This is a genomic window from Halomonas sp. SL18_1, assembly GCF_055755715.1.
The window spans coordinates 2,958,778-2,982,971 of record NZ_JBVTRK010000001.1; the positions used below are offsets into that span (position 1 = coordinate 2,958,778).

General features: G+C 68.5%; 23 protein-coding genes and 6 pseudogenes. 12 read left to right on the forward strand and 17 right to left on the reverse strand.

Annotated elements, in window-relative coordinates:
- Window positions 1-14: 14 nt before the first annotated feature.
- The 7 genes and pseudogenes from murA to ACSJDS_RS15125 all read right to left on the reverse strand — a co-directional run bounded on the left by murA (window position 15) and on the right by ACSJDS_RS15125 (window position 4,819).
- Window positions 15-1,277 (reverse strand): UDP-N-acetylglucosamine 1-carboxyvinyltransferase, encoded by a 1,263-nt coding sequence (gene murA, locus ACSJDS_RS15095; protein WP_473033983.1) that lies wholly within the window; start codon window positions 1,275-1,277, stop codon window positions 15-17.
- A gap of 13 nt (window positions 1,278-1,290) precedes the next feature.
- Window positions 1,291-1,560: a BolA family protein gene (locus tag ACSJDS_RS15100; protein WP_473033984.1), complete on the reverse strand. Its 270-nt coding sequence runs from the start codon at window positions 1,558-1,560 to the stop codon at window positions 1,291-1,293.
- 128 nt (window positions 1,561-1,688) lie between these two features.
- A complete protein-coding gene (locus tag ACSJDS_RS15105) occupies window positions 1,689-2,027 on the reverse strand; it encodes an STAS domain-containing protein (protein WP_473033985.1) in 339 nt (112 codons plus the stop codon).
- Window positions 2,024-2,673, reverse strand: a pseudogene (locus tag ACSJDS_RS15110) (MlaC/ttg2D family ABC transporter substrate-binding protein). The gene ACSJDS_RS15105 and the pseudogene ACSJDS_RS15110 overlap by 4 nt, the downstream one beginning before the upstream one ends.
- Before the next feature lie 54 nt (window positions 2,674-2,727).
- The gene (mlaD, locus tag ACSJDS_RS15115) at window positions 2,728-3,192 is read right to left on the reverse strand and encodes an outer membrane lipid asymmetry maintenance protein MlaD (RefSeq protein WP_473033986.1); all 465 of its coding nucleotides are present in this window, start codon (window positions 3,190-3,192) and stop codon (window positions 2,728-2,730) included.
- Between the two features lie 36 nt (window positions 3,193-3,228).
- A complete protein-coding gene (gene mlaE, locus ACSJDS_RS15120; RefSeq protein WP_473033987.1) occupies window positions 3,229-4,011 on the reverse strand; it encodes a lipid asymmetry maintenance ABC transporter permease subunit MlaE in 783 nt (260 codons plus the stop codon).
- Window positions 4,008-4,819, reverse strand: a pseudogene (locus ACSJDS_RS15125) (ABC transporter ATP-binding protein). The gene mlaE and the pseudogene ACSJDS_RS15125 overlap by 4 nt, the downstream one beginning before the upstream one ends.
- A gap of 158 nt (window positions 4,820-4,977) precedes the next feature.
- Between ACSJDS_RS15125 and ACSJDS_RS15130 the strand changes: the two are divergent.
- From ACSJDS_RS15130 to ACSJDS_RS15180, 11 genes and pseudogenes are all read left to right on the forward strand, one after another.
- The gene (locus ACSJDS_RS15130) at window positions 4,978-5,928 is read left to right on the forward strand and encodes a calcium/sodium antiporter (protein ID WP_473033988.1); all 951 of its coding nucleotides are present in this window, start codon (window positions 4,978-4,980) and stop codon (window positions 5,926-5,928) included.
- Between the two features lie 28 nt (window positions 5,929-5,956).
- The gene (locus ACSJDS_RS15135) at window positions 5,957-6,964 is read left to right on the forward strand and encodes a KpsF/GutQ family sugar-phosphate isomerase (protein ID WP_473033989.1); all 1,008 of its coding nucleotides are present in this window, start codon (window positions 5,957-5,959) and stop codon (window positions 6,962-6,964) included.
- A 33-nt stretch (window positions 6,965-6,997) separates the two neighbouring features.
- Entirely contained in the window at window positions 6,998-7,549 is a 552-nt protein-coding gene (locus ACSJDS_RS15140; protein ID WP_473033990.1) for a KdsC family phosphatase, read from the forward strand.
- Between the two features lie 3 nt (window positions 7,550-7,552).
- Entirely contained in the window at window positions 7,553-8,155 is a 603-nt protein-coding gene (gene lptC, locus ACSJDS_RS15145) for an LPS export ABC transporter periplasmic protein LptC (protein ID WP_473033992.1), read from the forward strand.
- Complete coding sequence (gene lptA / locus ACSJDS_RS15150; RefSeq protein ID WP_473033993.1) at window positions 8,152-8,679, forward strand: lipopolysaccharide transport periplasmic protein LptA; 528 nt, start codon at window positions 8,152-8,154, stop codon at window positions 8,677-8,679. Before lptC ends, lptA begins: the two co-directional genes overlap by 4 nt.
- A 10-nt stretch (window positions 8,680-8,689) precedes the next feature.
- Window positions 8,690-9,415, forward strand: coding sequence for an LPS export ABC transporter ATP-binding protein (gene lptB, locus ACSJDS_RS15155; protein WP_473033995.1), 726 nt, complete (start codon window positions 8,690-8,692; stop codon window positions 9,413-9,415).
- 162 nt (window positions 9,416-9,577) lie between these two features.
- Window positions 9,578-10,989: pseudogene (locus ACSJDS_RS15160) on the forward strand (RNA polymerase factor sigma-54).
- A gap of 112 nt (window positions 10,990-11,101) precedes the next feature.
- Entirely contained in the window at window positions 11,102-11,410 is a 309-nt protein-coding gene (gene hpf, locus ACSJDS_RS15165; RefSeq protein ID WP_473033996.1) for a ribosome hibernation-promoting factor, HPF/YfiA family, read from the forward strand.
- A gap of 6 nt (window positions 11,411-11,416) precedes the next feature.
- Window positions 11,417-11,885: pseudogene (ptsN, locus tag ACSJDS_RS15170) on the forward strand (PTS IIA-like nitrogen regulatory protein PtsN).
- 49 nt (window positions 11,886-11,934) lie between these two features.
- Window positions 11,935-12,855 carry an RNase adapter RapZ gene (gene rapZ, locus ACSJDS_RS15175; protein ID WP_473033997.1) on the forward strand — a complete coding sequence of 307 codons (921 nt, stop codon included), beginning with the start codon at window positions 11,935-11,937 and terminating at the stop codon, window positions 12,853-12,855.
- 2 nt (window positions 12,856-12,857) lie between these two features.
- Window positions 12,858-13,127 (forward strand): HPr family phosphocarrier protein, encoded by a 270-nt coding sequence (locus ACSJDS_RS15180; protein ID WP_473033998.1) that lies wholly within the window; start codon window positions 12,858-12,860, stop codon window positions 13,125-13,127.
- 138 nt (window positions 13,128-13,265) lie between these two features.
- On the opposite strand, the gene pmbA is transcribed toward ACSJDS_RS15180, so the two are convergent.
- Entirely contained in the window at window positions 13,266-14,606 is a 1,341-nt protein-coding gene (gene pmbA / locus ACSJDS_RS15185; RefSeq protein WP_473033999.1) for a metalloprotease PmbA, read from the reverse strand.
- 110 nt (window positions 14,607-14,716) lie between these two features.
- Here pmbA and yjgA point away from each other — a divergent pair, with 110 nt between their 5' ends.
- A complete protein-coding gene (yjgA, locus tag ACSJDS_RS15190; protein WP_473034001.1) occupies window positions 14,717-15,250 on the forward strand; it encodes a ribosome biogenesis factor YjgA in 534 nt (177 codons plus the stop codon).
- Between the two features lie 113 nt (window positions 15,251-15,363).
- Here yjgA and tldD read toward each other — a convergent pair whose 3' ends face one another.
- The 9 genes and pseudogenes from tldD to mreC form a co-directional block, all read right to left on the reverse strand.
- Window positions 15,364-16,818: a metalloprotease TldD gene (gene tldD / locus ACSJDS_RS15195; protein ID WP_473034002.1), complete on the reverse strand. Its 1,455-nt coding sequence runs from the start codon at window positions 16,816-16,818 to the stop codon at window positions 15,364-15,366.
- Window positions 16,815-17,473 (reverse strand): annotated as a pseudogene (locus ACSJDS_RS15200) (YhdP family protein). The gene tldD and the pseudogene ACSJDS_RS15200 overlap by 4 nt, the downstream one beginning before the upstream one ends.
- A 154-nt stretch (window positions 17,474-17,627) precedes the next feature.
- A complete protein-coding gene (locus ACSJDS_RS15205) occupies window positions 17,628-19,010 on the reverse strand; it encodes a YhdP family protein (RefSeq protein WP_473034003.1) in 1,383 nt (460 codons plus the stop codon).
- A gap of 44 nt (window positions 19,011-19,054) precedes the next feature.
- Window positions 19,055-20,164, reverse strand: a pseudogene (locus ACSJDS_RS15210) (YhdP family protein); the annotation flags it as partial.
- Window positions 20,065-20,637 carry a hypothetical protein gene (locus ACSJDS_RS15215; protein WP_473034005.1) on the reverse strand — a complete coding sequence of 191 codons (573 nt, stop codon included), beginning with the start codon at window positions 20,635-20,637 and terminating at the stop codon, window positions 20,065-20,067. The gene ACSJDS_RS15215 and the pseudogene ACSJDS_RS15210, both read right to left, overlap by 100 nt.
- A 4-nt stretch (window positions 20,638-20,641) precedes the next feature.
- Window positions 20,642-22,105, reverse strand: coding sequence for a ribonuclease G (gene rng / locus ACSJDS_RS15220; RefSeq protein WP_473034006.1), 1,464 nt, complete (start codon window positions 22,103-22,105; stop codon window positions 20,642-20,644).
- 49 nt (window positions 22,106-22,154) lie between these two features.
- On the reverse strand, window positions 22,155-22,772 hold the full coding sequence (locus ACSJDS_RS15225) for a Maf family protein (RefSeq protein ID WP_473034007.1): 618 nt from the start codon (window positions 22,770-22,772) through the stop codon (window positions 22,155-22,157).
- Between the two features lie 13 nt (window positions 22,773-22,785).
- Complete coding sequence (gene mreD, locus ACSJDS_RS15230) at window positions 22,786-23,277, reverse strand: rod shape-determining protein MreD (RefSeq protein WP_473034008.1); 492 nt, start codon at window positions 23,275-23,277, stop codon at window positions 22,786-22,788.
- Complete coding sequence (gene mreC, locus ACSJDS_RS15235) at window positions 23,277-24,155, reverse strand: rod shape-determining protein MreC (protein WP_473034009.1); 879 nt, start codon at window positions 24,153-24,155, stop codon at window positions 23,277-23,279. The genes mreD and mreC overlap by 1 nt, the downstream gene beginning before the upstream one ends.
- Window positions 24,156-24,194: the final 39 nt, after the last annotated feature.

Sequence of the window (24,194 nt, forward strand, 5' to 3'; positions counted from 1 at the left end):
TGCCGGCGCACCGCTCAGCCGGGAATTCGACGGATCCGCGCACCCAGCAGCTGCAGCTTCTCCTCGATGCATTCATAGCCGCGGTCGATATGGTAGATACGGTCCACCAGGGTCTCCCCCTCGGCCATCATCGCCGCCACCACCAGCGATGCCGAAGCGCGCAGGTCGGTGGCCATCACCGGCGCCCCGGAGAGACGCTCCACGCCCTCGATCACCGCCGTATTGCCCTCCAGTGCGATCCTGGCGCCCATCCGGTTGAGCTCCTGGACGTGCATGAAGCGGTTCTCGAAGATGGTCTCGACGACCCGTGAGGTGCCTTCGGCCACGGCGTTCATGGCGACGAACTGGGCCTGCATGTCGGTGGGAAACGCCGGATAGGGCGCGGTACGCACGTTGACCGCCCGCGGCCGACGTCCCTGCATGTCGAGCTCGATCCAGTCGTCGCCGACGGTCACCTTGCCGCCGGCCTCCTCCAGCTTGGCCAGCACCGCCTCGAGGATATCGGCGCGGGTGTTGCGCACCCGCACCCGGCCACGGGTCACCGCGGCCGCCACCAGGAAGGTACCGGTCTCGATGCGGTCGGGCATCACGTCGTGATAGGCCCCGTGCAGGCGCTCGACGCCCTCGATGACGATGGTGTCGCTGCCGTGGCCGCGGATCCTCGCCCCCATCTTGATGAGGCACTCGGCGAGATCGACCACCTCGGGCTCCCGGGCAGCGTTCTCCAGCACGGTGGTGCCGGAGGCCAACGTCGCCGCCATCAGCAGGTTCTCGGTGCCGGTCACCGTCACGGTGTCGAAGAAGATGGTGGCTCCCTTGAGCCGGCCGTCGACCCGCGCGCGGATGTAGCCGCCCTCGACGCGAATCTCTGCGCCCATGGCCTCGAGCCCGCGAATATGCAGGTCGACCGGGCGCGAGCCGATGGCGCAGCCGCCGGGCAACGAGACATCGGCATGGCCGAAGTGCGCCAGCAGCGGGCCCAGCACCAGGATCGAGGCGCGCATCTTCTTGACCAGCTCGTAGGGTGCGTGGCAGTCCTTCACCTGTGAGCCGTCGAGTTGGATGCTCATCCGTTCGCCCATCACCGGCTCGACGCCCATGCGCCCTAGCAGTTCCAGGGTGGTGGTGATGTCCTGGAGATGCGGCAGATTGCCGATGGTCACCGGCTCGTCGGCCAGCAGCGTCGCGCAGAGGATGGGCAGGGCGGCATTCTTGGCGCCGCTGGCCCACACCTCGCCGTCGGCGATACCGTTGCCGGTAATGATCAGTTTATCCATGGTGATTGGCCCGTCAGGCATCCCCGCCGGATGCCGACGCGTTCTCCGGCGCGCTGGCCCACTGCGTCGGCGTATAGGTCTTGAGGCTCAGCGCATGCACCGCTCCGGAAGCGATCTCCTCGGAAAGCGCGCCGTAGACCAGCTGCTGGCGCTTCACCGGTGACAGGCCGTCGAACACCTCGCCCACGGCGATGACCTGAAAGTTGCAGCCTTCGCCCTGGATATGGAAATCACAGCCCTCGATGCGGGCCTCGAGCAGCGCCTTGACGTCACTGGGTTGCATGGAAACCGGAACTCCTTGAATGCGGAATGAACGGCACGCGCTGCGACAACAGGGTGCGTACCGGGTCAGGGAATCTTCACATGGTAATGAAAAGCGCCGCGCTTGGCGATGGCGGCGCGAAGGGCGATTCAGGAGACGGCGGGCTCGGCTACCGGCAGCAGGGCGTCGAGGCCGGCAACGCGGGTGAGCCTGAGCAGCGGCGGCGAGAGCACGACCCGCTGGATCTCGACCCCGGCGACCCGCGCCCGCCGAGTCCACTCCAGCAGCACGCTGAGCGCCGCGCTGCTGACCCGGCCGACGCCGCTGAGATCCAGCGTCAGCGAGGTCCCGGCGGGCTGGGTGGCCAGCCAGGCGCTGCCGGCCTCGGCCAGCGAGGCCGCCGCATCGAAATCCACCTCACCGCTCACGGCCAGCCCCTCGGGGCCGGCCGCCAGGCACACGCCGTTGCGGTCGAGCAGGCGACTCATCCGCCACCTTCCTCGAGCTCCTCGACGGCGAGCTCCGGCGCCCAGCCGTCGATCACCGCGTCGTAGTCGCGCCCGTGGTCGCGCATCGCCTGATCGAACTGGTTGCGGAAGGTCAGCCCCAGATTGATGCCGTTGACGATCACGTTGACGACCCGCCATTCGCCGCCGCTGAGTCGCAGGGTGTAGCTAACCGGGTAGACGGTACCGTCTACCGCCACCACCTCCATGGCCACGCTGGCCTGATCCTCGTGGCGAGGCGGACGCTGGCTATCCAGCACCCGCAGCTCACGGTAGTCGAAGGTCACCAGACCCTTGGTATAGGTATCCACGAGCGTCTGGCGGAAGGTATTGGCAAAACGCGAACGCTGCTGGGGGTGGCGTTCTGGAAGTAGCGTCCCATCACGCTGGCCCCGATATAGCGAAAGTCGGCGATGTCGTCGAGGCTGTCGTCGACCAGCGCCTTGAGCTCATCGAGGTTATTGGCGTAATAGTCTTCCCGCCCCTCGAGCTCATTCATCATCGTCTCGACGCTGTGGCGTATGACCTGCTCTGGGCTGCGCTCCGGATCGGCCTGGGCCGGCAGGGAGATCAGCACCAGGCACAGCGCCAGGAGCAGCGGGCGGAAAGCAGCAAGGTAGTGCGTCATACTTCGTCCTCAAGCGATACGGTGCGGGGAGTCAGGGCGCGGCGAGATTCGTCCTCAGTCGCTGACCATATTGGACACGAATTGCTGGATGAGTTCTTCCAGCACCACCGCCGACTGGGTATCACGAATGGTATCGCCATCGGCCAGCGTCTGCGGGTCCCCACCCACAGTCAGGCCAATATACTGCTCGCCGAGCAGGCCGGCCGTGAGAATGGCCGCGGTGGTATCCCGTGAGAGCCGATCTTCCAGGTCGCGGTCGATCTCCAGGATCACCCGGGCGTCGTACCAGTCGGTATCCAGCTCGATCGAGCTGACTCGCCCCACCGTGACACCGGACATGGTGACCCGCGCTCGCGGCTTGAGGCTGCCGATGTTGGCAAAGTTGGCCTCCAGCCGAAAGGTATCGCCGGGCGGCGAGAAGGCCAGTCCGCTGACCCGCAGGCCCAGGAACAGCAGGCCCAGGATGCCGGCCAGCATGAACAGGCCAACGCCCAGCTCCATCGTCTTGCTGCGTTTCATCGCACGCCTCCAAACATCAATAAAAGCCTCCCCGGATCAGGAGAATTCGCCAAACATCAGCGCGGTGAGCACGAAGTCCAGGCCCAGGACCGCCAGGGAGGAGTAGACCACGGTGCGCGTCGTGGCCCGGGAAATGCCTTCCGACGTGGGGATCAGGTCGTAGCCCTGGAAGACGGCGATCCAGGTCACCACCAGGGCAAACACCAGGCTCTTGACCATGCCGTTGCCCACGTCACCGATGAAGTCGACGCTGGCCTGCATGTTGCCCCAGTACGAGCCCTCGAAGACCCCTAGCCACTCGACGCCCACCAGGTACCCGCCGTAGATGCCCACCACGCTGAAACCGATGGTCAGCAGCGGCAGGGCCACGAAGCCGGCCCACAGCCGCGGCGCCACGACCCGGCGCAGCGGGTCGACGCCGATCATCTCCATGCTGGTGAGCTGCTCGGTGGCCTTCATCAGGCCGATCTCGGCGGTCAGCGCCGATCCCGCCCGGCCGGCGAACAGCAGCGCCGCCACCACCGGCGCCAGCTCGCGCAGCAGCGACAGCGCCACCATCTGACCCAGCGCCTGCTCGGCACCGAAGTCGACCAGGATGGTGTAGCCCTGCAGTGCCATCACCATGCCGATGAACAGCCCCGAGACCAGCACGATGGCCAGCGACAGCACTCCGACGAAGTGCATCTGGCGCAGCCACAGGTACCAGCCCTCCCGGGAGGGAATACCCACCGCCGACTGCAGCAGGAACTGCCCCGAGCGGCCCAGCGCCTCGAGCAGCTCGCAGCCGCGACGCCCCAGCCACCAGATACGCTGGATCATTGACGGCCTCCTGAGTCGAGGATGTCCGAGAAGAAATCTGCGGCCGGATAGTGAAAAGGCACCGGTCCATCGGGCTCGCCGTGCACGAACTGACTGACACGGGGGTCGTCGTCCACGTCCAGGGTCGCCGGCGTGCCGTGGGCCATGACCTGGCCATCGGCGATGACGTAGACATAGTCGGCGATGGAGAGCGTCTCCTTGATGTCGTGGGAGACCACGACGGCGGTCAGCCCCAGCGCCTCGTTGAGCCGCTTGATCAGCTGTACCAGCACCCCCATGGAGATGGGATCCTGGCCGACGAAGGGCTCATCGTAGAGGATCAGCTCCGGGTCGAGCGCAATGGCGCGGGCCAGCGCCACCCGCCGTGCCATGCCGCCGGAGAGCTGCGAGGGCATCAGCTCGCGAGCACCGCGCAGGCCCACCGCCTGAAGCTTCATCAGCACCACATCGCGAATCATCGCCGCGGGGAGGTCGGTATGCACCTGCAGCGGAAAGGCCACGTTCTCATAGACGCTGAGATCGGAGAACAGTGCCCCGCTCTGGAACAGCATCCCCATGCGCCGTCGCAGGCTGAACAGCGCCTTGCGCGACAGGGCATGCACGTCCTGGCCGTCGATGACGACGCGACCGGCATCGGGCGTGAGCTGCCCGCCGATCAGTTTGAGCAGCGTGGTCTTGCCGGTGCCGCTCGGCCCCATGATGGCGGTGATCTTGCCGCGCGGGATACGCAGGTCCACGCCGCTAAAGATGTCCTTGTCACCACGGGAAAAGAGAGCCCTTCCACCACCACGAAGGGGGAGTCGCTCATGCCGCACCATGTCCGTCAAAAAATTGTCGAACATCGTATCCTAACCCGCCAGGGCAACGCCAGCACAACGGACGCCGCCTTGCACCGCGGCCGTCCAGCACGTTTAATGGGCGCCCTTTCGTTATCGACAACGCCTTTACCTTGCCCATGCCGACGCCATGCTGCTGCCCCTGTTACTGGTCCTGATCGGCCTCGCCGGCCTGCTGTGGAGCGCCGACCGCTTCGTCGCGGCCGCCGCCGCCACCGCCTACCGCTCCGGCTTCAGCACCCTGCTGATCGGCATGACGGTGGTCGCCCTGGGCACCTCGGCCCCGGAGATGGTGGTCGCCCTGTTCGCCGCCCTCGACGACCTCCCGGACCTTGCCATCGGCAACGCCCTGGGCTCCAACATTGCCAATATCGGCCTGGTGCTGGGCGTCACTGCCCTGGTCGCCCCCGTTCCGGTGCGCTTCTCGCTGGTGCGCCGCGAACTGCCCCTGCTGCTGGGCGCCACCGGCATGGCGGGCTACGCCCTGGCCAACGGCATCCTGGGACGCTTCGACGCCCTGTTTCTGGCTCTGCTGCTGGGCTTTAGCCTGTGGTGGCTGCTGCGCGCCGACACTCCCGATGCCGACCCGCCTGCCACCGCCCCCGGCATGACGCTGCTGCCGGCACTGGGCTGGCTGGTGGCCACCCTGGCGCTGCTGGGCGTCAGCTCACGGGCGCTGGTATGGGGCGCGGGCGAGCTGGCAAGGGGCCTGGGCGTCAGCGAGCTGGCCATCGGCCTGACCGTGGTGGCCATCGGCACCAGCCTGCCGGAGCTGGCCGCCTGCGTGGCCAGCGCCCTCAAGCGCCACCATGACCTGGCCATCGGCAATATCATCGGCTCCAACCTATTCAACCTGCTGGCCGTGCTGCCGATCCCCGCCCTGCTTGCGCCGGGCCCGGTTAACCCGGCGGCCGCCAGCCGCGATTTCCCGGTCATGCTGCTGCTGACTCTGGGCATGGCCATGCTGCTGCTGTGGCATCGCCACGGCCGCCTGGGGCGACTGCCCGGCGGCCTGTTCCTGGCGATCTATCTGGCTTACCTGGCCTGGCTGGCGCTGAGCGGGAGCGGCCCTCTTGAGTGAAACCACACGACGGGCAACAATCACTGTCATGAGTACCGACACCTCCCCCTCCGGCGCTACCTCCAACGGCGGCTCACCGCTGCGCGACAGTGCGCGACGCACCCTGCAGGTGGAAGAGCAGGCCATTGCGGCCCTCGCCGAGCGCCTGGACAGCCACTTCGACCGCGCCTGCGAGCTTATCCTGGCCTGCCGGGGACGGGTGATCGTCACCGGCATGGGCAAGTCGGGCCATATCGGCGGCAAGATCGCCGCCACCCTTGCCAGCACCGGCACGCCCGCCTTCTTCGTTCATCCCGGGGAGGCCAGCCACGGTGATCTGGGCATGATCACCCTGGGCGACGTGGTGCTGGCGCTGTCGAACTCCGGCGAGACCGCCGAGGTCAATGCCCTGCTGCCGCTGCTCAAACGCCTGGGCACGCCGCTGATCGGCATGACCGGCCGGCCCGACTCGACCCTGGCGCGACATGCCGATGCCCACCTCAACGCCGGCGTTGCCCGTGAGGCATGCCCCCTGGACCTGGCCCCGACCGCCTCGACCACCGCGGCCCTGGCGCTGGGCGATGCCCTGGCCGTGGCGCTGCTGGAGTCGCGCGGCTTCACCGCCGAGGACTTCGCCCGCTCCCATCCCGGCGGCAGCCTGGGCAAGCGACTGCTGCTGCGCGTCGGCGACCTGATGCATGGCGGCGACCGCCTGCCCTGCGTGCCCCTGGGCAGCCCCCTGCGCGACGCCCTGCTGGAGATCACCCGCCAGGGGCTCGGCTTCACCTGCGTGGTGGATGAACGCGGCCGGCTGGCCGGCGTCTATACCGACGGCGACCTGCGGCGCACCCTGGACCAGCACCGCGACCTCAGCCGCCTGCGGGTCGATGACGTCATGACTCGCCCCGGCAAGCGCATTGCCCCCGACCTGCTGGCCGCCGAGGCCGTGCGCGTCATGGAAGACAACCGCATCACCGCGCTGGCCGTGGTAGACGACCAAGGGCACCCGGTCGGCGCCCTGCACATGCACGACCTGCTGCGCAGCGGCGTGATCTGACCCCTCCCCGATGACCCGACTCAAGGAACGCCCATGACCCTGGCAACCCCGCCCATCGCTCCCCATCTTCTCGACCGCCTGCGCCTGATTCGCCTGCTGGCCCTCGACGTGGACGGCGTACTCACCGACGGCCGCCTCTACTTCCAGGCCGATGGCGTGGAAATCAAGGCGTTTCATACTCAGGACGGCCTGGGGATCAAGCTGCTGCGCCGGGCCGGCCTGCAGGTCGCCCTGCTCACCGGCCGCGACTCCCCGATGGTCAGCCACCGCGCCGCGGCGCTCGGCATCGACCATGTCTATCAGGGCTGCGGCGATAAGCTCGCCACCTTGCGCGAACTGTGCCAGCGCCAGCAGCTCAGCCTCGAGCAGGTGGCCTACTGCGGCGACGACCTGCCCGATCTCTCGGCTATCCAGCGCGCCGGCATTGGCATCAGCGTGCCCGGCGCACCGTCCTATATTCAGGCCCTGGCCGACTGGGTGACCGAGCGCAGCGGCGGTCACGGCGCCGTTCGCGAGATCTGCGATGCCCTGCTCGAGGCCCAGGGGCATCGCGACGCCCTGGTCGACACCTACCTGCAGGGCTGAGCCGTGTCGCTGCGCCTGCCCCGCCCCGGCTACCGGCTCTGGCTGCTGCTGGTACTGCTGGCGCTTGGCAGCCTGCTTGTCTGGCTCGATCCTCGCGAGGCGCCCCGCCCCGGGCCGGTACCCAGCGACGCCGAGGGAGAGCCCGACTACTACCTCGAGGAGGTGCGACTGACGCGCTTCAACACCGAGGGACGCGCCCACCAGCGGCTGGACACCCCGCGCCTGGTGCACACGCCCCATGACGACGTGACCCGGGCCGAGACGCCGGTGGCCCATGTCCACGACAGCGAAGGGCGACTGTGGATCGCCCGGGGCGACGAGGGACGACTCGGGCCGGGCGGAAGCCCGCTGACCCTGAGCGGCAGCGCACGGCTGTTCGCTCCCGAGGAGCGCTGGCAGCTCGATACCGAGATCCTCCATGTGGACGCCGACCTCGGCCACGCCTGGAGCGAGAGCCCGGCACTGCTGCAACAGCCGCCCCAGCGCATGAGCGGCGAACGCTTCGACGCCTGGTTCGATGACAATCGCGCCCGCTTGACGGACAATGTTCGCGGCCACCACCCTCCGGAAGCCTCCGGCGCCACCCATGAGGACCCCGAGTCATGATTCGACCCGCACTCCCTTCACTCGCCGCCCTGGCGCTGGGCGGTCTGCTGTTGGCCGGCGTCGCGCTGAGCGCCATGACGGTCAAGGCACACGATGCCAGCGCCCCCATCGAAGTCGAGGCCGACCGCCTCGACCTGGACGACCGCGCCGGCACCGCTGTCTATACCGGCGAGGTGGACATCCGGCAGGGCAGCCTGCGGGTGACCGGCGATCGGGTCGAGATCCAGCGCAACGCGGCCGGCGAGCTATCCCGGGCGATCGCCACCGGTGAGCGAGCCTACCTGGAGCAGCAGCCGGACCCCGACGAGCCCGTGGTGCGCGGCTGGGGCCGCACCGTCGTCTACCATGTGGCCGAACGGCGCGTGGAACTGATCGATCGCGCCGAACTTCACCAGCGCGGCGACACCTTCGCCGGCGGCTATCTCGAGTACTTTCTCGACCGCCGCGTGGTCCAGGCCCGCGCAGAGGGCGAAGGGATTGAAGGCCGCCAGCGCATCCGCATGACCCTGCAGCCCGAGCAGTAAGGCATCCTCCATGAAGACTCTGCAGGCCAGCCATCTGGCCAAGAGCTATAAGCGCCGCCGCGTGGTTCACGATATCAGCCTGACCATCGAGCAGGGCAGCATCGTCGGCCTGCTCGGCCCCAACGGCGCCGGCAAGACCACCTCCTTCTATATGATCGTGGGCCTGGTACGCGCCGATGCCGGCACGGTGCATATCGACGATCGCGATCTCTCCGGCGCCGCCATGCACGAGCGCGCCAGGGCCGGGATCGGCTACCTGCCGCAGGAGGCCTCGATCTTTCGCAAGCTATCGGTGGCCGACAACATCATGGCCATTCTCGAGACCCGCAAGGATCTGGACCGCAGCGGCCGCCAGGCGCGCCTCGAGGGCCTGCTCGAAGACTTCCATGTCACCCACATTCGCGACAACCTCGGTATGAGCCTTTCCGGCGGCGAGCGCCGGCGAGTGGAGATTGCCCGGGCGCTCGCCACCGAGCCCGCCTTCATCCTGCTCGACGAGCCTTTCGCCGGCGTCGACCCCATCTCCGTGGGCGAGATCAAGGGCATCATTCGCCAGCTCAAGGCGCGGGACATCGGCGTGCTGATCACCGACCACAACGTGCGCGAAACGCTGGATATCTGCGACACCGCCTACATCGTCGGCGACGGTCAGATCATCGCCGAAGGCGACGCCGAAGCCATCCTCACCAACCGGCGGGTGCGCGAGGTATATCTGGGCGAGGACTTTCGCCTCTAATCCTATATTGATCGCAACATGCTGATATGAATGTTATTGCGCCACCTCGGCACACAGATTGCGCCTGGTATGCTTATTGCAAGAAATTTATCGAAGAGTCTCTTGCATGTCACCCGGCCGCGGTCTAGGGTGGGGCTTTTCGGCAAATGAGCAACGTCTCTCATGGCCATGAAAGCTTCTCTGCAACTGCGCGTCGGCACTCAGCTGACCATGACCCCTCAGCTGCAGCAGGCCATCGCCCTGCTGCAGCTCTCCACCCTGGACCTGCGCCAGGAGATCCAGCAGGCGCTCGAGTCCAACCCCATGCTGGAGCTCGACGACGGCTTCGGCGAACAGCAGGTCAGCGAGACCCCCGAGGACGACTGGGCCAGCGAGATTCCCAGCGAGCTCAGCACCGACAGCGACTGGTCGGACACCTACCAGGACCTGGGCGCGCCCGCCGGGGGCGAGGGCCCCGACTTCGAGCGCCAGGCCGAGGGCCAGAGCCTCAATGGCCACCTGGTCTGGCAGCTGGCCATGACCGACCTGGAGCCGCGTCAGCGACTGATTGCCGAGAGCCTGATCGACGCTGTGGACGGCGCCGGCTACCTGGCCCAACCGCTGGAAGAGATCCGCGACGGCCTTCGCCAGCAGGGACTCGAGGGCCTGCCGACCCGCGAGGTCGAGCAGGTGCTGCTGCGCCTGCAGCAGTTCGAGCCGACCGGCGTCTTCTCCCGCGACCTGCGTGAATGCCTGATGCTGCAGCTAGGGGCGCTGCCGGACGACACGCCCCTGCTGCCCCAGGCGCGGCGCCTGGTCCGTCAGTTCCTGGAGGCCCTGGCCGCCGATGACCGCCGGCTCCTCAAGCGTCGCCTGGGCCTTGAGGATGCCGAGCTGGACGCGGTCATCCGCCTGATCCGCACCCTCGACCCCCGCCCCGGCAGCGCCTACGGCGAGGTGGGCAGCGACTACGTCATCCCCGATCTGGTGGCCCTGCACGACCACCGCGGCTGGCGCATCGAGCTCAACGCCGAAGCGCTCCCGCGGCTGCGCATCCAGCCCGACTATATGGCCCTGGTGCGTCGCGCCGACAAAAGCCAGGACAACCAGTTTCTCAAGGATCACCTGCAGGAAGCTCGCTGGCTGATGAAGAGCCTGGTCAGCCGTAACGATACCCTGCTGCGCGTCGGTCGCGAGATCATGGCCCGCCAGATCGACTTCCTCGAGCAGGGCGAGGAGGCCATGAAGCCGCTGGTGCTGGCCGATATCGCCCAGGCCGTGGAGATGCACGAGTCGACCATTTCCCGGGTCACCACCCAGAAGTACATCCACACCCCCGGGGCGTGTTCGAGCTGAAGTTTTTCTTCTCCAGCCAGGTCGGCGGCGAGGGCGAGGGTGACGCCCACTCCAGCACGGCGATTCGCGCCCGCATCCGCAAGCTGGTGCAGGGAGAAGCGCCTCGCAAGCCCCTGTCGGACAGCCGCCTGGTGGACCTGCTGGCCGAGGACGGCATCCGCGTGGCCAGACGCACGGTAGCGAAGTATCGCGAGGCCCTGGGCATTCCCTCCTCGAGCGAGCGCAAGCGCTTCAAATGACGCCGTTCGCCGCCGCGCCCGACCCCCGTGGCGAGGCGCTGAAACAGGGGGTTTGCAAGGCAGGAAAAAGGGTTACAATCGAATCACCACACGAAAGACGAAGGAGCCTGCCATGCAAGTCAATATCACCGGCCACCATGTAGAGCTGACCGATGCCCTGCGCGACTATGTTGACGAGAAACTCACTCGCGTGCAGCGCCATTATGACAACATCACCAATGTGCAGGTGACGCTCTCCGTGGAGAAAGAGCGCCAGCAGGCCGCCTGCACCCTGCATGCCGCCGGTGCCGACCTTCATGCCGAAGCCATGGACGCCGACATGTATGCCGCCATCGATGCGTTGACCGACAAGCTCGACCGCCAGCTGGTCAAGCACAAGGAAAAAGCACAGGCCCGCGCCCAGGGCGCCGGCGCTCGCTGATTCCCCATGACACTGGAAACCATCCTGCCCCCGAACGCACCCTGTTCGGGTTCCCGGCGGCAGCAAGAAGCGGGTGCTGGAGTTTTTCAGCACCTTCATTGCCCAGAACACCCCGAGCCTGGATAGCCAGGAGGTCTTCGACCGGCTGATCGGCCGGGAGCGCCTGGGCAGCACGGGCATCGGCAACGGCGTGGCCATCCCCCATGCGAGAAGCCCCCACTGCCACGCTCCGGTGGCCGCCTTTCTCAGGCTTGCCGACCCCATCGAATTCGACGCCATCGACGGCGAGCCAGTCGATCTGGTCTTCGTGCTGCTGGTCCCGGAGGAGGCCGACGATACCCATCTGGCGCTGCTGGGCCAGGTGGCCGGCATCATGAACGACGTCGAGACCCGCACGGCCCTGCGCAAGAGCGCCAGTCAGCGGGAGCTGCATGAGCGCCTGATCGAGGCGATCCGACGACAGGCAGCCACCTGACACCCACGCAATCGGGCCACCCGGCCAGCACAACGACCAGGAGACCCGCATGCAGCTCGTCATCATCAGCGGCCGCTCAGGCTCGGGCAAGTCGATCGCCCTACAGGCCCTCGAGGACCTCGGCTTTTACGCCATCGACAACCTGCCGGCCATGCTGCTGGGCTCTCTGGCTGACGAACTGCGCTGCGGCCCCGCCCGTCAATCGAACGTTGCCGTCAGCATCGATGCCCGCAACCTGCCGCACGCCCTGGAGCGCTTCCCGCGCCTGCTGGAGGAACTGCGCCAGCGTGGCATCGCCTGTCAGGTCATCTACCTGACCACCGATGCACGCATCCTGCTCGAGCGCTACTCAGCCACCCGCCGCCGTCACCCGCTGACCAAGGGCAGCGACATGACCCTGGCCGAAGCGATCGAATCCGAGGAGCAGACGCTGGCCGACATCCGCGATCTGGCCGACCTGGTGATCGATACCTCCCGGCTATCGGTCCACGAGCTGCGTGGGCGCATCGCCGATCAGGTCGCCAGCCACCGTGCCAAGCAGCTGACCCTGACGGTGGAGTCCTTCGGCTTCAAGCGCGGCGTTCCCCTGGACGCCGATATCGTCTTCGACGCCCGCTGTCTGCCCAATCCCTACTGGGACCCCAGCCTGCGCTCCGCCACCGGTCAGGACCCCAGCATCGTGGCCTTCCTCGAGCAGTATCCGCTGGTCGCCGAGATGTATGCCGACATCCTGGGCTGGCTCGAGCGCTGGCTGCCAGCCTACCGCGACAGCCACCGCAGCTACCTGACGGTGGCCATCGGCTGCACCGGCGGCCAGCACCGCTCGGTCTACCTGGCCGAGAAGCTCGCCCAGCAGCTGGCCAGCCAGCAGCCGGCCGTGCGCCTTCGCCACCGCGAGCTGGGCATCCACCGGGCCCTGACCGCTGCCCCTCCCACGGCCCCGGCGCCCCCTGACCGCGAGGAGTCCTGAGCGTGCCCCGTCGCAAGCTGACCCTGACCAACAAGCGCGGCCTGCACGCCCGCGCCGCCACCCGGCTGGTCCAGTGCTGCCAGCCCTTCACCGCCCGCATCACCGTCACCCGCGGCGGCCAGGAGGCCGACGCGGCCAACATCATGTCGCTGCTGATGCTGGCCGCTCCCCACGGCACCGAGCTGACCATCTGCGCCGAAGGCGACGACGCCGAGGCGGCGCTGGAGGCGGTAGAGGCACTGTTCGAGGCCCGCTTCGACGAGGACGAATGACAGCCGTAAGCCGTAAGCCGTAAGCCGTAACGATACCCACCTCTTTGCTGGTGGCGATGGGTTTCTCTTACAGCTTACAGCTTACAGCTTATAGCTCCCGGCCCGGCGAAGCCGGGGCGGGTCAGGGCGCAGCCCGGCCTAGCTGCCGGCCACGGTCATCTCGTCGATCAGCCAGCTGCCGCTGTGGATGCTGCCCCGGGTATCGATATCGCTGCCGACCCCTACCAGCCCTCGGAACATCGCCTCGAGATTGCCGGCGATGGTGAACTCCTCGACCGGATACTGGATCTCGCCGTTCTCCACCCAGAAGCCGGCGGCACCGCGTGAATAGTCGCCGGTGACGCCGTTGACGCCCTGCCCCATCAGCTCGGTGACCAGCACGCCGCGCCCCAGGCGCGCCAGCAGTGCCTCACGCGTCTCCAGCGGCCCAGTGAGGCGCAGGTTACGGGCCCCACCGGCGTTGGCCGTGGTCTGCATCCCCAAGCGACGGGCGCTGTAGGCGGAGAGCATATAGCTCGCCAGGCGCCCCTGGTCGATAAAGACGTTGTTGCGGGTCTGCACGCCATCATTGTCGAAGGGGCTGCTGGCCATGGCTCCCCTTTCCATGGGACGCTCCTCCAGCGAGAACCACTCGGGAAACAGCGGCGTCCCGAGCCGGTCGCAGAGAAACGACGCCTGGCGATACAGCGAACCGCCGGCGATGGCGCTCAGCAGATGCCCGACCAGCCCGCTGGCCAGGCTGGGGTCGAACAGCACCGGCAGCCGCCCGGTGGCCGGCCGCCGCGCACCCAGGCGGCACAGGGTTCGCTCGGCGGCGCTCTTGCCCACCTGCTCCGGCGACAGCAGCGCCCGGGGGTCCCGGGCACTGGTGTAGTCGTAGTCCCGCTGCATGCCGCCGGCATCCTCGGCGATCAGCATGCACGACAGCGAGTGGCGGCTGCCGCGCTGGCTGCCCAGAAAGCCGTGGCTGTTGGCGTAGACCCTCACCCCCTCGCCGCTGGAGAGCGAGGCCCCCTCCGACTGGCGGATGCCCGGCTCGTGGCGTCCGGCCGTCTCGCAGGCCAGCGCCAGGTCGATGGCCTGCTCGGTGGTCAGCGGCCAAGGATGGTGCACGTCCAGGTCGGGCAGGTCGCTTGCCATCAGCTCGGCATCGGCGAGCCCGGCGGCCGGATCCTCGCCGGTATGCCGGGCGATCGCCACGGCCTTTTCCACCACCGCGCGAATCGAGTCCTCGCCGCTATCGGTGGAGGAGGCGCTCCCCTTGCGGGCTCCCACGTAGACGGTCACCGCGATGCCTTGATCGCGTGACAGTTCGACGGTCTCCACCTCGCCCTCACGGACGCTGACACCGACCCCCTGGTCGACACTGGCCCCCACTTCGCAGGCATCGGCGCCCAGACGGCGCGCCAGCGCCAGCGCTTGCTCGGCACCCGATTCCAGTTGGGCCTGCTGGGCGGCGGCATCAAAAGCCTGTGTCATGCTGATCTCCCTTCTCCGGCACCGGGCCGGATGCTCTCATGTGGCTATCAAGCCCGCGGCTGCGGACTGGTATACTGGGCCTATTCTCTATTCTCAACCATGGAAACGGCATGTCCCAGGATTCTCCCCGCGAGCTGCTCGCCCAGATCACGCTGTCGGATGACGACGAACGGCCCAGCAAGTCCCAGCTCAAGCGCGAGATGCATGCGCTACAGCAGCTGGGCGAGGCGATCATCGCCATGACCCCCGCCGAGCGCGCCCGCTTCCCGCTCTCCGACGACATGCTGGCGGCCGTGGAGGAGACCGCGCGGATCCGCTCCCACGAAGGCCGGCGGCGGCACATGCAGTACGTCGGCAAGCTGATGCGCCGCGAGAACCTGGAGGCGATCCAGGCGGTCTTCGACGAGGTCGAGCACGAGGCGCGGCGTCGCGATCTGGCCTTTCACCGGCTCGAAGCCTGGCGCGACCGTCTTCTCGAGGAGGGCGACCCCGCCGTCGAGGCCTTCGTCGCCGACCACCCCGACGCCGACCGCCAGGCGCTGCGCCAGCTGATCCGCAACGCCCAGCGCGAGCGCGAGAGGGGCAAGCCCCCGGCCAGCGCCCGCAAGCTCTTCAAGCTGATCCGCGACACCGCGGGGCTCTGACGCCGTAAGCCGTAAGCCGTAAGCCGTAAGCCGAGGTGCTACTACCAGCCCCGTCGCTGGCAACGGTTTTCTCTTACAGCTAAAAGCTTACAGCTTATAGCTCCCCGAAGGGGTCAGGAGGCCGTGCCGCCCACCGTCAGCTCATCGAGCTTTAGGGTCGGCTGGCCGACGCCCACCGGCACGCCCTGCCCCTCCTTCCCGCAGACCCCGATCCCGGTATCCAGTTCGAGGTCGTGACCGATCATCGAGACCCGGCCCATGGCCTCGGGACCGTTACCGATCAGCGTGGCGCCCTTCACCGGCGCGGTGATCTTCCCATCCTCGACCAGGTAGGCCTCGCTTGCCGAGAACACGAACTTGCCCGAGGTGATATCCACCTGGCCGCCGCCGAAGCTCACCGCATAGAGGCCGCGCCTGACGCTCTTCAGGATATCCTGGGGATCCTCCTGGCCGGCCAGCATATAGGTGTTGGTCATGCGCGGCATCGGCAGATGGGCGAAGGATTCGCGCCGAGCGTTGCCGGTCGGCGCCATGCCCATCAGCCGGGCGTTGAGCTTGTCCTGCATGTAGCCGCTGAGGATGCCGTCCTCGATCAGCGGCGTGTATTGCCCCGGGGTGCCCTCGTCATCCACGCTCATCGAGCCGCGCCGGTCGGCCAGGGTCGCGTCGTCCACCACCGTCACCCCCGGCGCCGCCACCCGCTGGCCCATGCGCCCGGCAAAGGCCGAGCTGCCCTTGCGGTTGAAATCGCCCTCCAGGCCGTGGCCCACCGCCTCGTGAAGGAGAATGCCGGGCCAGCCGGGGCCCAGCACCACCGGGAGCTGGCCGGCCGGAGCGTCGACCGCTTCCAGATTCACCAGCGCCTGGCGCACCGCCTCTCGCGCAAACCGCTCGGCGACATTCTCGTCACGCAGCCGGGCCATGTCGTAACGGCCGCCGCCACCAGCGCTGCCGCGCTCGCGACGCCCGTTCTTGGCGGCGATCACGCTGACGTTGAAGCGCACCAGCGGCCGCACGTCTGCCGCCAGGCTGCCGTCGCTGGCACGCACCAGCACCACCTCGTGCACCCCGGTGAGCGAGGCGCTGACCTGGACCACCGAGGGGTCGGCGGCGCGTGCCACCCGGTCGGCCTGTTTGAGCATGGCGATCTTCTCTTCGGCGCCTAGCCCGGAGAGCGGGTCGAGGGCGGCGTAGCGGGCCGTGGACTGGCTGATCACCCGCGGCGCCACGGCCAGGCGAGGTCCGCTGCGCACGATGCCGGCGGCGGTGCGCCCCGTCTCGGCGAGGGCATCGGCAGTGATCTGATTGGAGTAGGCAAACCCGGTCTTCTCGCCGGCCATGGCGCGCACGCCGACGCCGCCGTCGATGTTGTAGCCGGCCTCCTTGACCTCGCCGTCCTCCAGCACCCAGCTCTCATGCCAGCTGCGCTGAAAGTAGAGATCGGCATAGTCGACGCCGGGGGCCAGGACATGACCGAGACCGGCGTCGAGCGCCTCCAGGTCCAGGCCGCCGGGGGTCAGCAGGATGTCGGCGGCGGTATCGAGCATGGCATGCGATCGTGAAGTCATTCGGCACTTTCCAGTGTGATCTGCGGCGCGGTCCAGGGACCGCGCACGCGATAGTGAATTCGGGTGACCCGATCGATGGCGCCACCGAAGAGGCGATCGGCGATGAACAAGGCACCGCCCACCACCGGGGCGCCGGCGATCACCGCGGCCAGCGCAAGATTGCGACTCACCGGGACTGTGACGCCCAGGCGCTGATCGAGTTCCTGCCGGACCAGGTCGACGCTGCCCTCCAGGGTGAAGGCGGTGGCCGGCCCCTCGATGGCGATCGGCCCTCGGGTCTCGAGGACGCCCTCGTAGAGAGTCGCCCCCCGTCCACGCTGTCGAAAGCGGTACCCTGCCCGGTCACGTCGGAGAAGTCCAGCCGCAGCCGGCGCACCAGGTTATCCACGTTGAACAGCCCGATCAGCCGCGCCGAGGGCGACTCCACGTTGACGAAGCGTCCGTCGCGCAGGGCGACGTCGATGCTTCCGCGGGAGCGGGCCAGGGCGAACTGCCAGGGCGCCCCCGCCCAGGCCAGCTGGCTGCTTACCCGGGTATCGGCGCTGCGCACGGTCACCGGCTGGCCCAGCCGCTCCAGGGCGGTGCCAAGGTCTCTTCCGTCCAGGTCGAGCCGGGCCCGGGTCAGGCTGGCCCCCTGCCCGGCGGCTTCCCACACGAGCTCCCCCGCGCCGACACCTGCCCCAGCGTCAGGCCCAGCGGGGCGATCTCCAGCCGGCCGGGGCCCGCGGACCAGTGGGCGTTGAAGGGCCCGAAACGACGCCCCTGACGCTCGATGTCGGCGATACGCAGCCGGCCGTCGGGCAGCCCGCTCACCCAACCCGGTAGCGGCACCGGCTCGGGCGCCGCGACCTCATCGAACAGCTCGCCGGACGGCCGAGCCTGGGCCAGAGCCCCATCCAGCGACAGCCGTGAGAGGGCGATATCCAGCGGGATATCGAGCCGCGGGCGGTAGTCGAGATGCCCCTCGACCAGGCTGCCATCCAGCGCCAGCCGCCAGCCGCCCCCGCCTGGGGCTCGCCCCTGGCGTCCAGCGAGCCGATACAGCCCTCAGGTCCCATCAGGCAGGTGATCCCCAGATCCAGCCGACGCAGCGCCACGCCCTCAGCCGCCGGAGAGCCGACCGCGCCGGCCAGGGGGGCCAGGGCCCGCCCCCAGGCGACGGGGTCGAGGCGCGGCTGCTGGATCGAGACCTCCCAGCCTTCGGCCTGGGGCCAGGTCGGCGCCGCGGGCAGGCGCCCCAGCCATAGCTGCCCCTGCCCCGCGGCCGAGTCGGGCCGGTGACGGCGCCAGCGCAGCAGAGCGTCACCGCCCAGCTCCGCGCGCAGCGCTGGAGCGTCGAAGTCCAGGTTCACGCGCAGCGGGCGCACGGTCCCGGCCGACTTGCCCAGCGGCTCCGGCAGGTCGATGGCAACGCCGCTTAGGTCGCTGCGCAGCGCCAGGCTATTGCCGGCGTCGCCCAGCGCCAGCCGCCCTTGCCAGGCCAGAGCGCCAGAGAGCCGCTCGTCGAGCCCGGCAACACCGCCCAGGGCAAGCAGCCGGGCGGCCTGAGCGCTGCCCGCCAGGTCGATACCGCCGGCCCGGGTATCGATATCGGCCGCCACGGGCCCGCCCAGCAGACGCCCCTCCAGCGCGCCTTCCAGGCCGCCGTCTTCGCCGCGCTGCCGCCAGGCCAGAGGGCCGCGCAGGTCCTGGAACACCAGCCCCAGGGGCCGCTGCTCAAGCCGTTCGAAGGCCACCTCGGTGTCGATATCGAGCTGGAAGGCCTCGGGCTCCCCCAGCCGCATGTCCAGCGCCAGTTCGCCCTCGGCGCGCCCCTGCCCCTGCCAGTCGTCCACCTGCTGCATACCGTCGAATGGCAGCGCCTGCAGGTAGCGACGCAGCGACTCGGCATCGGCGGCCAGTTCGCCGCTCACCCGCAGGCGATCCTCCTCCAGGCTGACCCGCCCCCGGCGTGCCTCGACACCGCGGCTCTCGGCATGCACCACTTCCCCCTCCAGGCTGCCCACGCCCAGCCGCAGCCGCCCCTCCACCGCCTCCAGTGCCGGCCAGCCGGGAGCAAAGGGCAGGCGCCCGCGCTCGATGGCCAGGTCGAGATCCAGCTTGGGATCGAGCCGCTCACCGGCGGCGAACAGCGGCAGATGCAGCTGCAGCCTGCCCTCGGGGACATACCCCCCACCCCGTCGGCCAGCCAAGCGTTGAGCTCGTCGCCCAGCACCTCCACGGGCAGCCAGTCGACCAGCGGCCGCTCCACCGCGTCGGCATCCCGGAAGCGCAGGTCCAGGCCGAAGCCCCCGGGCATCCCGCCGCCCACCGCCAGGCCGAAGCCGCCCTCGATCTCGGCGTCCTGCCAGCCGGCCCGTAGTCCTCGTCCGCTGACGAAGGTGCGGGGGCCGTCATAGCTCCAGGCCACCTCGCCGCTGGCATGGGAGAGCGCCAGGGGCGCGGCGAAGACCTCGGGGAAATCGAGGGTCGCCTCGTCGGTGCCGGTGAAACGCACCCGCCCGGCCAGGTCGCGGGATTCGACCCAGGCGTCGATGGGCCCACCGCCCGGGGCCTGCCCCCAAGGGTCCACTTCCACGCCGTGGACTGCCGCTCGGGCCAGCCAGTGCCCCTCCTGCAGGCCAACGCCAAGACCCGCCACGCGACCGCGGGGGGCCAGGGTCTCGACCACTCGCGTCAACCCCTCCGGCAGCGGGACGCGATCGCGCCAGGCCGCCAGCGAGGCGAGATCGAACTCGCTGGTGTTGAGCCACCAGTTTTCACCGCGATGGCGCAGGTGCCAGTGCCGCGGCAGCGCCGGTCCCGGGGCGTCTGCCAGCTCGCCGGGCTCGGCCCAGTCGACGGCGACGGCATCGCCCTCCAGCCAGGCGTCCCAGCCCGTCTCGCCGCGCAGCCACTGGCCGCGGGCCTCGAGGCTCTCCAGGGCGACGATCTCGGCGTCGTGGCGAAAGGCCAGGCGCGGCACGTCCAGGTCGAGCCGCGCATCGGCCAGGGCACCGCGATGCCAGCGCCCCCACAGCCGCGCCTCCCCCTGAGCATCTTCCAGGCGCAAGGGGTCATTGCGGGTGAACACCTCGACCAGGTCGATCAGCGTGTCCAGGCGCATGTCGGCCTGCAGGGCGGCGCTGAAGTCACTCAACCCCGCCGGTCCGGGAAAAACCTCCAGAACCGCCTGCAGCGAAGCCTGCTGCTGGCCGGCCAGGTGTACCTCGCCCTCGAGATGGGTGTGGCGAGCATCCCCGGTCATCAACACCCGCGGGGCATGCAGCTCGACGCGGCGTTCCCGGCCGTGCAGCACCAGTCGCAGGTCCTCGACCCAAGCGCGCTGGCGCAGCAGCACGCCCACCCAGAAGTCCAGACGCTCGAGGTCGAACTCGGTCTCGGGGCGCAGTTCGGGGGAATCTCGGCGGGGTCGGGCCAGTGCCAGCCGCCCCGCTCATCCTGGTAGAGATGCAGGGTCAGCCCGCGCAGCCGGGCATCCTCCACTACCGGGATGCCGCCGCGCAGGCTGGCGGCAGTGTCCAGCCGCAGGCGGGCGTGCTCGGCCTCCAGCAGCGGCAGCGAGCCGTGGCCTTCGGCGGTGCGGATGGTCAGCTCGCCGGCCTCCACCCGGGGATCCAGACCGGCAAGCTCCGCCTGCAGGTGTCCGAGCTCGACCTGGGCATTGAAGCGCGCCACCAACAGCGACTCCAGCCGCGGCGCCTGGCCCTCTACCTGCATCAGCGCCAGGCGCAGCACCAGTAGCGCCACGGCCAGCAGCGACAGGGCGATGGCCGCCAGGGTCAGCAGCCAGCGACTCAGCAGGCGTATCGGATGCATCGGCTCACATCAGCACGATGTCGTACTGCTCCTGGGAATAGTGGTTTTCGACCTGGAAGCGAATGGTCTTGCCGATGAAGGTCTCCAGGTCGGCCACCGCCGCGGAGTCCTCATCGAGCAGGCGATCCACCACTGCCTGGGACGCCAGCACCATGTAGGTCTCCGCATTGTAGGCGCGCTCTTCGCGCAGGATCTCGCGAAATATCTCGTAGCACACCGTCTCCGCGGTCTTCAGGGTGCCGCGTCCACTGCAGGTTGGACAGGCTTCGCATAGCGTCTGCTCCAGACTTTCGCGCGTGCGCTTGCGGGTTACCTGCACCAGCCCCAGCTCGGTCACGCCGGTGCACTTGGTCTTGGCATGATCGCGCTCCAGCGCCTTCTCCAGGACCCGCAGCACCTGGCGCTGATGCTCGGACTCCTCCATGTCGATGAAGTCGATGATGATGATGCCGCCCAGGTTGCGCAGCCGCAGCTGTCGGGCGATGGCGTTGGCCGCCTCGAGATTGGTCTTGAAAATGGTCTCTTCGAGGTTGCGGTGCCCCACATAGCCGCCGGTGTTGACGTCGATGGTGGTCATCGCCTCGGTGGGGTCGATCACCAGATAGCCGCCGGACTTGAGCTGCACCTTGCGCCCCAGCGCCTTCTGGATCTCGTCCTCGACGCTGTAGAGATCGAAGATCGGCCGCTCACCGGGGTAGTACTCGATACGCGCCGAGGAGTCGGGCATGAACTCCCTGGCGAACTCCACCAGCTTGACGTAGTTCTCCCGGGAGTCGATGCGCACCTTCTCGATATCGTCGCGCATCAGGTCGCGTAAGGTGCGGATGAACAGCGGCAGGTCGTCATAGATCACGCTGGGGGCCGGGGCGGTGATCTTGCGCTCACTCACCTTGCGCCACAGCCGCAGCAGGAAATGCATGTCGGCATAGAGCTCCTCGTTGCCGATGCTCTCCGCCGCGGTGCGCACGATGAAGCCGCCGGTCACCTCCAGCTCCTGCTGGGCCTGGACCTGCTCGAGGCGCTCGCGAAGTCGCTCGCGCTCGCGCTCGTCCTCGATGCGCTGGGAGACGCCGTGGTGGGGCGAATCGGGCATGTAGACCAGGTAGCGCGACGGCACCGACAGGTGGGTCGTCAACCTCGCCCCCTTGGAGCCGATGGGATCCTTGGTCACCTGGACCACCAGCGCCTGCCCCTCATGCAGCAGCGCCCCGATGGAGACCTGCTCATCGGCCGGGGTGCCGACCGGCATCACTTCGTGGGCGTGGATGAAGGCCGCGCGCTCCAGGCCGATGTCGACGAAGGCCGCCTGCATGCCCGGCAGGACCCTCACCACGCGCCCCTTGTAGATATTGCCGACGATCCCGCGTCGCCGGGTCCGCTCGATGAGCGCTTCCTGTAGCACGCCGTTTTCCACCACGGCCACGCGGGTTTCCATCGGCGTCAGGTTGATCAATACTTCGCCGCTCATGCGGAAATCCTTATCCAGTCCAGTCTCGGGGCATTATGACACACTGCCATCATGTGGCGGCGCCGCACCAGTAAGGAACCCCCTGCCGCGCCAGCAGCTCGGCGGTCTCGAACAGCGGCAGCCCCACCACCGCCGAATGACTGCCCTCGAGGCGGGCGACGAACACCGCCGCCAGCCCCTGAATGGCATAGCCGCCGGCCTTGTCGGCGGGCTCCCCGGTGGCCCAGTAGGCGGCGATCTCATCCTCGGTGATGTCGCGCAGGGTCACCCGGGTCGCCACGCAGCGCTCGAGCACGCCGGCGGGCCCGCTCACCGCCACGGCGGTGAGCACCTGATGATCACGCCCCGACAGGGAGCGCAGCATGGCGGCGGCGTGGGCCCGGTCGCGGGGCTTGCCGAGGATCTCGCCGTCGCGCACCACGGCGGTGTCCGACCCCAGGATGGCCAGGGACGAATGGCGCGCGCCGGCCAGCGCCTTCTCCCGGGCCAGCCGGATGACATAGGCCTCGGCGGACTCATCGGCCCTCGGCGTCTCGTCGATGTCCACCGGTTTGACCTCGACCGCCACGCCGATCGAGGCCAGCAGCTCACGGCGGCGCGGCGAGGCCGAGGCGAGACAGAGCCGCGGCGGCGAGGCCGCGGCAGGGGATCGGGAAGACACGCTCATCAGGACTCCTGACTCAGGCGTTACCGGCCAGCCGGCGTTCCATGGCCTGGAACATGGTGGTCAGCCAGGGCCACAGCACAGCGCCGATCAGCGACGGCAGCAGAAAGGAAAGATGCATCGAGAAGGGGCCGAACAGGGTGCGCAGCCACTGCTCGACCAGCTGTACCAGCCCCAGCAGCACCAGAATCAGCAGCGACTGCTGGAGCAGCGAATAGGCACGAAAGCGCGGATAGATCAGGGCCGCCAGGAAGGCCAGCAGCGACAGCGTCAGGGCGTTCTGGCCAAGCGGCGCGCCCTCGATCAGGTCGAGCAGGATCCCCAGCACGAAGCCGTGAAAGACGCCGACCCGGGCAGGCGCCGACATGCACCAGTAGATCAGCATTAGACCCAGCCAGTCGGGCCGCCAGATCTGCCAGCCATCGGCCAGCGGCATCACCTGCAGGCAGAGCGCCAGCAGCAGCGTCAGCCATACCCAGGGCAGCGCGGTAGCGGGTGCAGCAGCCATCAGCCGGAGGCCTCCGTGTCGGGCGCCTCGATCAAGGCGTCGGGGGTAATATCGCCGGGCAGATCGCGATCCCAGCCGGCATCGTCAGGCACCGGGGCGGGCTCCGGGGGAAACAGCAGCAGGAAATGGCGCGAACGCTGCAGCCGCGCCACCGGCTCGGCCGACACCTGGGCAAAGGGCTGGCCGGGATCATGCTCCACCTTGCTGACCCGTGCCACCGGATAGCCCGGCGGAAAGCGACCGGCCAGCCCCGAGGTAACCAGCAGGTCGCCGATGCGAATATCGGCGGTATCCGGCACGTGGAGCACGCTCAGGGCATCGTACTGACCGGTGCCCTGCACCACGAAACGCAGCCCGTTGCGGTTGACCTGCACCGGCAGGGCATGGCTGGCGTCGGCGACCATCAGTACCCGACTGGAGTAGGCCGAGACCGCCGTGACCTGGCCCACCAGCCCCGAGGAATCCATGACCGGCTGCCCCACATAGACGCCGTTGCGGCGGCCGCGGTCGATCACCATCTGATGGGCGAAGGGGTCGCTGTCCAGGGAGAGCAGCTCGGCGGTGATATAGGGGACATCGTTGCGAGCTGCGGCCCCCAGCAGTTCGCGCAGCCTCACGTTCTCGGCGGTCAGGCTGGACATGTGCTGTACGCGATGGGAGAGATGCAGGATCTGCTCGCGTAGGCGACGATTCTCCTCCAACAGGGCGCGCTGGTCGGAAAGCGCCAGCGAGCCCCAGGTCAGGACGTCGCTGGGCACGCTGACCGCCCACTGGATCGGCGCCACCACCGTGGAGAGCTGGGCCCGCACTTCTTCCATGCGGGTGAAGCGGTGGTCGACGAACATCAGTGCGGAAGCGGCTATCGCGCACAGCAGCATGCGATAGCCCGGTACCGATCCGTGCGAGAACAGCGGCTT

What these genes read in the sequence shown, in the direction of transcription:
- rapZ (WP_473033997.1), top strand. Translation starts at nt 11,935, where the DNA reads ATGCAGCTCGTCATCATCAGCGGCCGCTCAGGCTCGGGCAAGTCGATC.
- pmbA (WP_473033999.1), bottom strand. Translation starts at nt 14,606, where the DNA reads ATGACACAGGCTTTTGATGCCGCCGCCCAGCAGGCCCAACTGGAATCG.
- mreC (WP_473034009.1), bottom strand. Translation starts at nt 24,155, where the DNA reads ATGCTGCTGTGCGCGATAGCCGCTTCCGCACTGATGTTCGTCGACCAC.
- ACSJDS_RS15140 (WP_473033990.1), top strand. Translation starts at nt 6,998, where the DNA reads ATGACCCTGGCAACCCCGCCCATCGCTCCCCATCTTCTCGACCGCCTG.
- yjgA (WP_473034001.1), top strand. Translation starts at nt 14,717, where the DNA reads ATGTCCCAGGATTCTCCCCGCGAGCTGCTCGCCCAGATCACGCTGTCG.
- hpf (WP_473033996.1), top strand. Translation starts at nt 11,102, where the DNA reads ATGCAAGTCAATATCACCGGCCACCATGTAGAGCTGACCGATGCCCTG.
- ACSJDS_RS15100 (WP_473033984.1), bottom strand. Translation starts at nt 1,560, where the DNA reads ATGCAACCCAGTGACGTCAAGGCGCTGCTCGAGGCCCGCATCGAGGGC.
- ACSJDS_RS15135 (WP_473033989.1), top strand. Translation starts at nt 5,957, where the DNA reads ATGAGTACCGACACCTCCCCCTCCGGCGCTACCTCCAACGGCGGCTCA.
- tldD (WP_473034002.1), bottom strand. Translation starts at nt 16,818, where the DNA reads ATGACTTCACGATCGCATGCCATGCTCGATACCGCCGCCGACATCCTG.
- mlaD (WP_473033986.1), bottom strand. Translation starts at nt 3,192, where the DNA reads ATGAAACGCAGCAAGACGATGGAGCTGGGCGTTGGCCTGTTCATGCTG.
- lptB (WP_473033995.1), top strand. Translation starts at nt 8,690, where the DNA reads ATGAAGACTCTGCAGGCCAGCCATCTGGCCAAGAGCTATAAGCGCCGC.
- ACSJDS_RS15130 (WP_473033988.1), top strand. Translation starts at nt 4,978, where the DNA reads ATGCTGCTGCCCCTGTTACTGGTCCTGATCGGCCTCGCCGGCCTGCTG.
- lptA (WP_473033993.1), top strand. Translation starts at nt 8,152, where the DNA reads ATGATTCGACCCGCACTCCCTTCACTCGCCGCCCTGGCGCTGGGCGGT.
- ACSJDS_RS15225 (WP_473034007.1), bottom strand. Translation starts at nt 22,772, where the DNA reads ATGAGCGTGTCTTCCCGATCCCCTGCCGCGGCCTCGCCGCCGCGGCTC.
- murA (WP_473033983.1), bottom strand. Translation starts at nt 1,277, where the DNA reads ATGGATAAACTGATCATTACCGGCAACGGTATCGCCGACGGCGAGGTG.
- ACSJDS_RS15215 (WP_473034005.1), bottom strand. Translation starts at nt 20,637, where the DNA reads ATGCATCCGATACGCCTGCTGAGTCGCTGGCTGCTGACCCTGGCGGCC.
- mreD (WP_473034008.1), bottom strand. Translation starts at nt 23,277, where the DNA reads ATGGCTGCTGCACCCGCTACCGCGCTGCCCTGGGTATGGCTGACGCTG.
- ACSJDS_RS15105 (WP_473033985.1), bottom strand. Translation starts at nt 2,027, where the DNA reads ATGAGTCGCCTGCTCGACCGCAACGGCGTGTGCCTGGCGGCCGGCCCC.
- rng (WP_473034006.1), bottom strand. Translation starts at nt 22,105, where the DNA reads ATGAGCGGCGAAGTATTGATCAACCTGACGCCGATGGAAACCCGCGTG.
- mlaE (WP_473033987.1), bottom strand. Translation starts at nt 4,011, where the DNA reads ATGATCCAGCGTATCTGGTGGCTGGGGCGTCGCGGCTGCGAGCTGCTC.